Annotated in this window: 13 protein-coding genes and 1 tRNA gene; 9 read left to right on the forward strand and 5 right to left on the reverse strand. The window is 35.7% G+C overall.

The genetic code is table 11. The annotated features are described in order from the left end of the window. The first annotated feature begins 46 nt into the window (after nucleotides 1–46). The 5 genes from secG (at nucleotide 47) to trmB (ending at nucleotide 2,082) form a co-directional block, all read left to right on the forward strand. Nucleotides 47–265, forward strand: coding sequence for a preprotein translocase subunit SecG (secG, locus tag DKM50_10595; GenBank protein PZM78764.1), 219 nt, complete (start codon nucleotides 47–49; stop codon nucleotides 263–265). 28 nt (nucleotides 266–293) lie between these two features. Beyond that, nucleotides 294–965: a hypothetical protein gene (locus tag DKM50_10600; protein PZM78765.1), complete on the forward strand. Its 672-nt coding sequence runs from the start codon at nucleotides 294–296 to the stop codon at nucleotides 963–965. Nucleotides 966–1,023: 58 nt separating this feature from the next. After that, nucleotides 1,024–1,110: transfer RNA gene (locus DKM50_10605), tRNA-Tyr, on the forward strand. A 160-nt stretch (nucleotides 1,111–1,270) separates the two neighbouring features. Then, nucleotides 1,271–1,468 (forward strand): disulfide oxidoreductase, encoded by a 198-nt coding sequence (locus DKM50_10610; GenBank protein PZM78766.1) that lies wholly within the window; start codon nucleotides 1,271–1,273, stop codon nucleotides 1,466–1,468. After that, entirely contained in the window at nucleotides 1,468–2,082 is a 615-nt protein-coding gene (gene trmB, locus DKM50_10615; protein ID PZM78767.1) for a tRNA (guanosine(46)-N7)-methyltransferase TrmB, read from the forward strand. Before DKM50_10610 ends, trmB begins: the two co-directional genes overlap by 1 nt. Here the strand turns inward: trmB and DKM50_10620 are convergent. The 4 genes from DKM50_10620 to DKM50_10635 form a co-directional block, all read right to left on the reverse strand. Beyond that, nucleotides 2,074–2,898 (reverse strand): phosphoesterase, encoded by an 825-nt coding sequence (locus DKM50_10620; protein ID PZM78768.1) that lies wholly within the window; start codon nucleotides 2,896–2,898, stop codon nucleotides 2,074–2,076. The two genes, trmB and DKM50_10620, sit on opposite strands and share 9 nt — an antisense overlap. Nucleotides 2,899–3,153: 255 nt before the next feature. Continuing rightward, nucleotides 3,154–3,747, reverse strand: coding sequence for a hypothetical protein (locus DKM50_10625; GenBank protein PZM78769.1), 594 nt, complete (start codon nucleotides 3,745–3,747; stop codon nucleotides 3,154–3,156). A gap of 122 nt (nucleotides 3,748–3,869) precedes the next feature. Beyond that, nucleotides 3,870–5,099: a U32 family peptidase gene (locus tag DKM50_10630; GenBank protein ID PZM78770.1), complete on the reverse strand. Its 1,230-nt coding sequence runs from the start codon at nucleotides 5,097–5,099 to the stop codon at nucleotides 3,870–3,872. Nucleotides 5,100–5,285: 186 nt separating this feature from the next. After that, the gene (locus DKM50_10635) at nucleotides 5,286–5,975 is read right to left on the reverse strand and encodes an rRNA pseudouridine synthase (protein ID PZM78788.1); all 690 of its coding nucleotides are present in this window, start codon (nucleotides 5,973–5,975) and stop codon (nucleotides 5,286–5,288) included. A gap of 189 nt (nucleotides 5,976–6,164) precedes the next feature. On the opposite strand from DKM50_10635, the gene DKM50_10640 reads away from it, so the two are divergent. From DKM50_10640 to DKM50_10650, 3 genes are all read left to right on the forward strand, one after another. Further along, a complete protein-coding gene (locus DKM50_10640; GenBank protein ID PZM78771.1) occupies nucleotides 6,165–6,662 on the forward strand; it encodes a hypothetical protein in 498 nt (165 codons plus the stop codon). Between the two features lie 232 nt (nucleotides 6,663–6,894). Continuing rightward, the gene (locus tag DKM50_10645; GenBank protein PZM78772.1) at nucleotides 6,895–9,648 is read left to right on the forward strand and encodes a DNA polymerase I; all 2,754 of its coding nucleotides are present in this window, start codon (nucleotides 6,895–6,897) and stop codon (nucleotides 9,646–9,648) included. Nucleotides 9,649–9,805: 157 nt separating this feature from the next. Then, a complete protein-coding gene (locus DKM50_10650; GenBank protein PZM78773.1) occupies nucleotides 9,806–10,069 on the forward strand; it encodes a hypothetical protein in 264 nt (87 codons plus the stop codon). Between the two features lie 59 nt (nucleotides 10,070–10,128). On the opposite strand, the gene DKM50_10655 is transcribed toward DKM50_10650, so the two are convergent. Next, nucleotides 10,129–10,323: a DUF2795 domain-containing protein gene (locus DKM50_10655; GenBank protein ID PZM78774.1), complete on the reverse strand. Its 195-nt coding sequence runs from the start codon at nucleotides 10,321–10,323 to the stop codon at nucleotides 10,129–10,131. Between the two features lie 37 nt (nucleotides 10,324–10,360). Here DKM50_10655 and DKM50_10660 point away from each other — a divergent pair, with 37 nt between their 5' ends. Continuing rightward, a complete protein-coding gene (locus tag DKM50_10660; GenBank protein ID PZM78775.1) occupies nucleotides 10,361–10,597 on the forward strand; it encodes a hypothetical protein in 237 nt (78 codons plus the stop codon). Nucleotides 10,598–10,825: the final 228 nt, after the last annotated feature.

Below are 10,825 nucleotides of genomic sequence, written 5' to 3' on the forward strand. Positions count from 1 at the left end.
TTTAGAATTTATAATATTTTCTAATTCATAAAAGAAAGAGTTTACTATGATATATTTATTATTAACTATTGAATTCGTTTCGGCAGTGTTATTAACTTTTGCTGTTTTGCTTCATTCAGCAAAAGGAGAAGGTTTAGGAAGTATCGGGGGTACGGCACGAATTTTCGGCACACAAAAAAGTCTTGAAACTGGACTTAATAAAGTCACATTAGTTCTCGCAACACTATTCTTGACCAGTTCAGCATTAATATATTTTTTAAGCTGATTCATATACAAGGCTATCCTTTATAATAATGAAAACTTATCTAAAAATAGTTATTCTATTTATCGTACTTTTAGTGAACCCTGTTTATGCTTATCAATCTGACAAAGTAACGAAAGTAGTAATTTCAACAAATATCGTTGATGGCAGCGAGAATAAACCTAATCAGCAGGAACGATTGCCATCAAACAGTGAATCCGGCACAAAAAACACTGTTTCAAAGAAAATTACGACAATTCCTATTAAAAACAGTAATAAAGCTGCTAAAATTAATGATAATAAATCAGGGCCATTGATTAAGATGTTGGCAATAGATTTTTTTTATCATAATCAACAAAGCATTAAGCCAAGCATTCCTGGACTTAGATTCTTTCTAAGTGACTTTTCTTCTGTAGGACTATCCGTTTCATTCAAAAACATTACCAATAAAGATAACTTTTTCCTCTTTGATAGTTATTATCTTCTATCGATTATCCACAATCCAGACATCCAGATGTCTTTAGGGTTAGATTTTTCCTATTTCACAGACCCTAAAGATAACTATTCACTTTCCTTGCTTTTTGGTATCCAAAAAGAAGTTTCATCAAAAATAAAATTCGGAGTATTGTACGAACCCTTAGCAATAAAATTTCTTAATCAGAATTACGATCCTTACGTATACGTGAACAACGATTTTACAACATACTTATCCTGGGAATTGTAAATTATTGCTTGCCAAAAAAGCCAATTTATTGTATCCTTTAGCTCAGTTGCAAAACTTTGGAGGGGTGGCCGAGTGGCTAATGGCAGCAGACTGTAAATCTGCCGCGCTTTGCGCTACGTAGGTTCGAACCCTACCCCCTCCACCATATTTCCCTTAAATAACAATCATAAATATCTATTTGCAAATCGAAGTAAAAAATACTATTATATAGTAGAAAAAGTAATGGGCACTGTTTCAATATGACATTGATTGATAAAATCAATGATTGCAACAATACCTAATCAATTAATAAGAGGTGTTATTCTATGATTACGAAAGATATGTCAATTATTGATATAGTACAAAAATATCCGGAAACCAGATTGGTTTTCGAAGATTACAACTTAGGATGTATAGGTTGTCTCGCAGCAGCGGGAGAAACAATATCTGACGGACTTATTGCACATGGTCTTGATCCTGATACAGTTATTGCCGACCTTAACAAGGCCATTCAACCTAAATAATGCGTGTTCGGTCTCATCAAAATCCATTTTCATTATTTAAGGAACATTCTTTATTAGAGTTAAGTAAATTATTCCCCCAGCCTGACAACACACTTGTTGTTGAAATTGGATCGGCTGGGGGATTTTTTTTGCTAAATTTTTGCAAAAAACATGCTAATTACAATATTATAGGGATTGAGATCAGAAAATTATTAGTCGAAAGTGTCCTCAATGCGATTCAAAAAGATAAACTTACGAACGCACACATACTTCATGCAAATGCCAACACATCAATACCGCAGCTGTTTAAACCAGGACAAGTTGATAATTTCTTTATTTTTTTCCCTGATCCCTGGATTAAAAAAAGGCATCTTAAAAGAAGAGTTGTTAATGCTGCCCTCGTCCAAGATCTCTATGATATCATCAAAATAGGCGGAGAAGTTTTCATTCAATCAGATGTACTAGAATTAGCACAAGATATACAAATGTATTTCGAAAATAGCAAATTTACCAACTTATTCGGACCAAAAGGATGGGCACCAGAAAATCATACTGGAATAATAACCGAGAGAGAATCTTTCTGCCTTGAAGACAATAAACCGGTCCATCGTCTACGATACAAAAAATTACATTAGATACTTGGCACATTCATCAGGGATTAACGAATCATTATGCGCATGTCCAAGCGTCTTCCCTGGAATATTTGCCCCATGGAAATCGCTACCGCCTGTAACAAACAAGCCCAAATCCTTTGCGATTGAAATATAATACTCAGTTTGAGAAGGACTATGCTCAGGATAGTAGACTTCGATTCCATTTAATCCGGCATCTTTAAGAGATTTACAAAAATCCCATAATTCAGATTTATTAAAACCGTATAAATGAGGATGAGCCAACACGCTTAAGGCTCTAAATGATTTAAGAAAAATAACTGCCTCGTGAGGATTCATTGTGACTCTGGGGAAATAGACAGCTCCTTTTGGCGATAAATATTTCTGGAATGCCTCTGCGATATTTTTGACATACCCTTTTTCGATCAGAATATTGGCAAAATGTAGTCTTCCGATCTGAGCTGGAAGATATTTTTCCATATCTAACATGGAGACCTCAATCCCGAGACTATGAAATTTCTCTATCATTTTCTGATTGCGGTCACGACGTTTCTGCTTAAGTACTACTAGTTGTTCCTGGAATGCCGGAGATTTGTAATCCAACTTATAACCTAAAATGTGTATTTCGTTTTCCTTGAAAAGAGAACTAAGTTCAATACCAGGGATAAAATGCAGGTTATACTCTGAGGCACAGGTAATGGCTTCATCTAATCCATCAACAGTGTCGTGATCAGTGAGTGACATAACATCGACACCAAGTTCCTTGGCTTTATGCAGCAGCTCTTTAGGAGAATCAGTTCCATCTGAATGATAACTATGAACATGCAAATCGATCACAATTGGACTCCAATCTCACGCGGAATAACCTATATTTAATTGAAATAATTAATCTAATTAAGCTCACTCATTATTATACCGATAATTAATAACACATACCAAAGGTGGCAATAATTATGGATGGTCAATATTTAGAATATTTAATTATAGCATGCCTAGATAAATTACGAAAGAATTCCAATAAAGACGAGAAGAAAAAACTACAAATAAATCCGCATACCCGTAAATTTATAGATAAAAGAAAATCCGTAAAAACTGTTATATATGAATAATTTTTAGAGTACAGCCAAATGTCTGAGTAAAAAGATCTGACTTTTTAAATCCGGCTACGATATCATGATCATCATAATATCCATAGATATTAAAAATTATCTCAGGAAATATCTGCTTAACCTTGATTTTTTTAACATTCTGATTATGAGAGCGATCCAAACCATCTGCAACTCTGATAAAAGCAGCTAACTTAACAACCAAAGATTTATCGAACTTACTTAAATACTTGATAGCTTCATGATGATCGCTAGGTAATGCCCGCCTATGGTACCTTGCTACTGCAGCAATTATAGCCTGCTCTCTCCTCGAAAAATAATTCATATTTTGATTGATAATAAGAGAATAGGAGTGTTTATGGTGCTTCTTTACATCCACTGACAAGCCGATATCATGCAACAACGACGCCATCTCCAGATAGAAAGCATAACGTAACGGCAACCGATGGAGATTTTTTAACTGAAGAAAGATATCAACTGCTATTTTTGACACTTGAACCGCGTGCTGAGGAGAACTATTATATTTGTATAAAATCGAAAGAACTTCTCTCCTCTTTTTATTCTTTCTAAATACAAATAACATTTTTTCTCCCCGTAAATTTTTTTAAAATCATCCTCCAAAGGTAACTTTACGTATTATAGTTGATTCCTTTCGGGATCTAATTCGGGGTAAAATGGACAATTCGAGGCATTATATCCCATTAGCTATTTCTCGCGTGCTTTGCGCCTGACAATGCTTCCGACTGGAACTTCATGCGTTACTGAGACGAAAACCTCATTAGTATTATGTGCAACACCAATATTATTCCCATTGAAGTCCTTTATACTATTCGGCTTAATAATGTATTGATCATCAGCCTTCGGTAAAAGGATTTCGAGTTCGTCTTGAGCTAATATATGGTTACGAACTGCAATTTTTATCATATTTTTGTGAGGATAATACTCTTCTACCATTCCAACAAAATCGTAATTCTTTATATATCCGGAGGTTAAATAATTGTGATCCTGCGGTCCGGGAGCTCCAAAATAGAAACCGGTACTATACCCTCGATAACTCACATTTTGAAGCTCAGCAATCCACTCAGGCTTGCATACATAATTGTCAGGATCTTTCATGTATTCATCAATCGCTTTGCGATAAATCTTTGTAACAAGCGCTACATAATAAGCCGACTTCATTCTTCCCTCTATTTTGATTGAGCCGATATTTGATTCGATTATCAGAGGAAGATGCTCAATAAGACACAAATCTTTAGAGTTCATAATATACGTGCCATGCTCATCTTCTTCAATAACAAGAGGTTCTTTTCTCGTTGCTTCTTTAAGGTAATATTCCCATCTGCATGGATGTGAACACTCACCTTTGTTAGAAGGTCGGCTGGCCATATAAGAAGACAAAATGCATCGTCCGGAGTACGCGATACACATTGCTCCGTGAGCGAATACTTCGATTTCCACATTCTTAACATTTTGAGCAATTTGAGCTATCTCGTTAATGCTCAGCTCTCTGGCAAGAACAATTCGCTTAATACCATTTTTTGCCCAAAATCTAACAGCTTCAATATTTGTTGTGTTAGCCTGTGTACTTAAATGTATATCCATCGTTGGAGCGACCTTTTTAACAAGTGCAATAACGCCTGGATCACTGACCACTATGGCATCAATTTTTTTGTTTACAAGCCTTGGAATGGTTTCTTCTATTAATGCGAGATCACTATTCTGCGGGAAAATATTAAGTGCTGCGTATACTTTAACTCCATGCTGATGGGCAAATGCCACACCTTCTTTAATCTGTTCAAAATCCATTTCTGAGGCCCGAGTCCTTAAGCTAAGTCCTGGAGCTCCTACATAGACGGCATCTGCGCCGTATTGTACTGCTGTTTTTAATTTTTCTAAATTACCAGCTGGTGCAAGTAGTTCTAACCTCGCGGACATGGCTAATCTCCTATCGGTTTATGATTATTTTTTTACTTTTGTATTATACACGTTTTTTTACAAATTACATACAGCTTCTCGGCCTAAATCGACTGCAGCTTTTAGTTTTCGCAATTCTTTTTCATAAACCAACCAAATTTTTCTGTATTTTATTCTCAGGACAGCCAGCAGTCAAAAATTGACATACTATAATGACTTTAACGATTGTATTTCTTCTTTAGTTAAATCTCTCCATTCCCCAAGCTTAATGTCATCCAGATTTATGGTATGAATTCTTATCCTTTTTAGCTGTACAACGGGATATCCAACTTTCTGGCACATCCTGCGTATTTGCCGATTCTTTCCTTCTACGAGCGTAATAAGGAAAGAATTTGGGCCTCTCCTTTTAACCGCTGCTGATTTCGTCTTAACTCCCCATAAACTAATTCCGGTGCGCAATTTTTCCAGAGCTCCGTCAGGAATCTGTCCAACAACTTTGACATAATACTCTTTTTCGCAATGGCTTTCTTCTCCGATAATCTTCTTTGGAAGCGAAGAATCATTGGTAAACAGCAAAAGACCACTACTGTCTTTATCCAATCTCCCTATCGGCGCCAAACCCTTCTCATGTTTAACGAGATCGTACACGGGCTTCCCCTCTTCCTCATTCGTAGAAACTACGTATCCGGTAGGTTTATTGAGGGCAATATAGGTCCTTTGGCTTTCCAATTCCGAAACATCGAAGGCATATGAGACTTTTTCGTTTTCAGGATCGATTTTACGTCCTGGATTTCTCTCAATCTCGCCATTAACTAAAACAGCTCCATCTTTAATGAGATTATCAGCTTCCCTGCGAGAAGAAATATTGTTTATTGCCATATATTTATTTAAACGTATCAATCTTTCATCTGAATTCATATTAACAAAAGCCCCTTATCTCTAAATAGTATAATGTTTAATTCTTCTTTTTTGTATTATTATATAATTATAGGCGTGCTGCAAATAATTATTGCTAATTATACTACCTATTAAATAATAATTGAAATTATTTTCATTTTTTATCGAAAATATAGTAAAGGGAAAAAAATGAAATTCGTTAACAAACTATTATTTGTTTTATTAATCTCAGTAATTGCTTCTGCCGTAACCGGATGCGGAAACGTTATTACCCAGACGACGGAGCAAAATCATATAAATGTCACAGCAAATCAGGAACAACCCGATTTTTCTTACCAATTCGACATACAGAAAATTGAAGGTAAAACATACAAAATCGGATTCAAAATCACCAACAATGGTTCTCGTGCAGTAAATATTACATTCCCTAACACTCCGGTATCCTATCTTTACAGAATCAATGACACCAAAGAAAATCTATTAAGCAACTTCGGAGATGATTCAGGTATATATCAAGACGGCATACTCACTGCCCTATCGACAATAACCATTGAACCGGGAACATCATTCTATAGAGAAAGCTTCCCATATACCAAGGACAACGAATCAGTGCTCACTATCTCAAATCAGGTATTCTTTTCTTGTGACGGCAAAGGATATAGCGAAATAATCAACGGTACTTTTTAATTAATTAAGTTTTTTTATTAAAAAAGACATCCTTCCTCGGTATGTCTTTTTTTGTTTTTTAAAATAACGATTTAATGAAGCATTTCATCTCCCACAGGCAAAGACTTCCTCCGCCTAAATATTTAAGATTCTATTGATATCTATCTATTTTATTAATATTTGCTAATAGAGTCTTTTTTACTTATAATAAGATATTCATGACACTTAAAAAACTAAACAAAAAGGATAGTATATGAAAAAGCTTTTTATCATTGATGGGCATTCGATTGCCTATAGAGCCTATTTCGCGCTACCAAACACGATGAAAACCCAGACAGGATTATCATCTAACGCGATCTACGGGTTTACCTCCATGTTGCTTAATATTATCCTTAATGAAAAACCGGATTATATTGCGGTAACCTTTGATCGAAAAGAACCTACTTTCCGGCATACCATGTACACTGAATACAAAGCCCATAGACCGATACCTGATAAAGAGTTCATCGAACAGCTTCCTGTTATAAAAAAAATGGTTGATACGCTCGCAATAAAGCATTTTGAAATTGCCGGCTATGAAGCTGACGACATTATTGGGACCATTGCGCTTAAAGCTGAAAAGCACGGAATCGCTACCGTAATAGTCACGGGAGATCTTGATGCTCTCCAGCTTGTAACTGATGACATCTCTGTATTAACCACCAAAAGGGGAATATCGGATACTATCCTTTATAATCCTGAAGAAGTGAAAAACAGATTCAGGCTGGCACCTTCCCAAATTGTCGATCTCAAGGGGTTAAAAGGCGACCCGTCAGATAATATACCCGGGGTTCCGGGCATCGGAGAAAAAACAGCAACAAAATTATTACTAGAATTCGGATCAATAGAAAACATTATTAATCATCTTAATGAAGTTACCCCACCTACCCTGCAAGATAAAATAAAAAACAATATTGATTTAGCCCGATTAAGCTATCAGCTCGCTAAAATCAACACAGAGGTCCCACTTGATCTCGATATCAACTCGTTAAGTACCAAAATAAACTGGAAGGAAACAAAACTATTTTTTCAAGAACTACAATTCGCAACCTTAATTAGCAAAATACCAAGAGAGTCTCATCAAACAAACTCGGCACCACAGTCAAACCATATTAAAGGAAACTACAGAGTTCTACTTCTAAATGAAGAACTTAATGAATTAAGAGACACACTTGTTAATATTAATGAGTTTTCCTTTGATTTTGAAACCACTTCTACCAATACAATGGAAGCAGATATAGTTGGAGTATCATTTTGCTGGAAGGAAGGAGAGGCGAGTTATATCCCTTTCCCACAAAAACATGTCGGAACAATACAGCAAGACCTCTTTAGCAGTCCGGAAAAAAATTATTCCCCGTTGAGTAGCGGCCTTGAAAAGACAAAAATACTCGAATTCCTCAATGCTATATTCGATAACCCTAATTCAATAAAAATCGGGCAGAACATTAAATTTGATATTAACATCCTAAAAAATGCCGGAGTATCAGTCAAAGGGTTTCTCTTTGATACAATGCTGGCAGACTACCTGCTAGAACCTACTCGTACATTTCATAATCTGAAGTTTTTATCGCAGCATTATTTTAATATTACAATGACCCCGATCACTGAGCTTATCGGTACAGGGAAAAAGCAGATTACCCTTGCTCAAGTCCCTATCGAGAAGGTTGCTCAATACTGCTGTGCTGATGCTGATATGACTCTTAGGTTAAAAACCCTGCTTGCATCCAAATTGCAGGAATCCGACTTATTTTCTTATTACAAAGACTTTGAAGAACCATTGATCCATATTCTCTCTGATATGGAAGTTACCGGAATCAAACTTAATCTCGATTATTTAAGCACCCTAGCAAAAGAACTGAGCGGAAAAATAAAAAAGGAAGAAGAAAATATATACATACTTGCAGGTGAACATTTTAATATAAACTCTCCTCAACAATTAGGAGATATTCTTTTCAGAAAGCTTGGACTTCCCCCCGTAAAAAAAACACGAACCGGGATATCAACAGATATTGAAGTACTCGAAATACTGGCACAGAATTATGAAATTGCACAAAATCTCATCGTATACAGACAATTATCAAAACTCAAAAACACCTATGTTGATACGCTACCGCAACTAATTAACAGAAAAACAAAAAATATTCATACAACATTTAATCAAGCAATCACTGCTACAGGACGTCTCAGCAGCTCGAATCCAAACTTACAGAACATCCCTATCAAAACTGAAATCGGCAGCAAAATAAGAACGGCATTCATACCTTCAAACCCGAATAACTATCTCGTTTCGGTTGATTATTCGCAAATGGAATTACGTATCCTTGCAGAATTATCAAAAGACCCGCTATTAACCGAGTCGTTCATGCAGGGAGAAGATGTCCATACTGCAACGGCTGCAATACTTAATGAGATACAAGCAGAACTGGTAACCGATGAAATGCGACGTAAAGCCAAAGTCATTAATTTTGGGATTATTTATGGTATGAGTTCGAAAGGTCTTGCGGACTCGCTGCATATTTCTTATTCAGAAGCTAATCAGTTCATATCCCATTATTTTGCAAAATACATTGGAATCAAAAACTATATAGACCGGACTATTGAAGAGGCAACAAAATCCGGAGTAGTAAAAACTTACTTTGGTCATATTAGACATATACCTGAACTAAACCTACCAAATCAACAAAGAAAAAAAGCTGCCAACCGCATTGCGGTTAATACTGGTATCCAGGGAACTGCCGCAGACATTATGAAGCTCAAAATGTCCAGTATTAGTAAAATTATTAATTCGTTACCCTTCTATGCAAGAATGCTCTTACAAGTTCATGACGAACTTGTTTTTGAAGTTGATAAAAACCATATAAATGAATTTAATGAGCTTATAAATAAAGAAATGCAGGTAATCCCCGGGTTTACAATTCCTTTTCCTGTCTCGATCGCATATGGAACGAACTGGAAAGAAGCCAAATAAAGTCTGCATAGCAAAATTTACTATTGAGCATACTCAAATACCTCCGAACCCTGAATTCTTCCGGCAAAAGGGTTATCAAATGCCTGGTTTAGGTCTATAATATACTCGTGAGTTTTGATCCTCTAACATCAAGCAAATTTCCCAAAGGATTAATATTATGAAAAAAGAAACCTTCTCGTTTATAGCTATGGTTATACTTATGGCTATCGGCGGCTTATATCAATATTCGTTTTTGTGCGGCACAGGGCTTATTATATATGGTCTACATGGCGCAGTAGCAAAGGAATACAATAACGGCAGCAAAAAAGTGGAAGGCATGAGTGCTGCAATTTTAGGTCTATTATTTATAATGACAGGGGTAATTATTATCATTCATAGCTATAAATATGGTGTCAACTATATGTGGCATAGATGGAGCTAATGTCCAGATGAAAATAAGCACCTAGCATGGAATGAAAATACCAAACTAGGTGCATTGAGTTATTCTACTTCTCCTATACCTTTTGCAACATCAATTGGGCTAGTATAGGTTTTATCAGGAATCCTTCTAAGAATGTCAAGAATATCACTTGTTGCTCCGTGATTTTGTGCAAATTGAACCATGGAATCCCTTGAAGCAGGAAAATCGATCCCTTTTAAATACTTTTCTATAGCAGCTGGACTTGGATTTGGCATATAATATTCCCCCCCTTTGTTTTTAAATAACACATAAGTGCTGAGCGAAGTATATGCATTTGCGGCTATTGGTCAAGCTCAAATATATTATAGACTGAAGGAAGAAATTACTGCTTTTCATTATAATTTGATAAATAAAATAATTAAAGGTTTGGTTGGAATAGATAAAAAATTTGCCGCAAAGATCAAAAAACTTCGAAAATCCAAAGGGATTACGAAAGAAAAGTTTGCACATGGACTCAACATATCTTTGAAGGATTTGTTTGATTATTAAATTAATCTTGTAAAATTTAGTTTTCTCTGAAATTTTCACAGTCTTAAAAGCAATTTATTCCATTTTAAATTTTTTACTTTCTTGTAATGGAATTATTCCTTAACTTAGCTGACATGTTAAAATTTTGTTTCGATAAACTCCGCCAGTTTCTGCACTGCCGGATCAGCTATATGATAAATTCTCTCGCTCTATAAAGTTCCAGTAGAACAGTAAGCCTGTGTATATGGC

The organism is Candidatus Margulisiibacteriota bacterium (assembly GCA_003242895.1).
Classification (GTDB): Bacteria; Margulisbacteria; Riflemargulisbacteria; order GWF2-39-127; family GWF2-39-127; genus GWF2-39-127.

Coding starts and splice junctions, on each gene's coding strand:
- DKM50_10610 (PZM78766.1), top strand. CDS start 1,271: ATGATTACGAAAGATATGTCAATTATTGATATAGTACAAAAATATCCG.
- DKM50_10630 (PZM78770.1), bottom strand. CDS start 5,099: ATGTCCGCGAGGTTAGAACTACTTGCACCAGCTGGTAATTTAGAAAAA.
- DKM50_10655 (PZM78774.1), bottom strand. CDS start 10,323: ATGCCAAATCCAAGTCCAGCTGCTATAGAAAAGTATTTAAAAGGGATC.
- DKM50_10650 (PZM78773.1), top strand. CDS start 9,806: ATGAAAAAAGAAACCTTCTCGTTTATAGCTATGGTTATACTTATGGCT.
- DKM50_10600 (PZM78765.1), top strand. CDS start 294: ATGAAAACTTATCTAAAAATAGTTATTCTATTTATCGTACTTTTAGTG.
- DKM50_10640 (PZM78771.1), top strand. CDS start 6,165: ATGAAATTCGTTAACAAACTATTATTTGTTTTATTAATCTCAGTAATT.
- DKM50_10625 (PZM78769.1), bottom strand. CDS start 3,747: ATGTTATTTGTATTTAGAAAGAATAAAAAGAGGAGAGAAGTTCTTTCG.
- trmB (PZM78767.1), top strand. CDS start 1,468: ATGCGTGTTCGGTCTCATCAAAATCCATTTTCATTATTTAAGGAACAT.
- DKM50_10645 (PZM78772.1), top strand. CDS start 6,895: ATGAAAAAGCTTTTTATCATTGATGGGCATTCGATTGCCTATAGAGCC.
- secG (PZM78764.1), top strand. CDS start 47: ATGATATATTTATTATTAACTATTGAATTCGTTTCGGCAGTGTTATTA.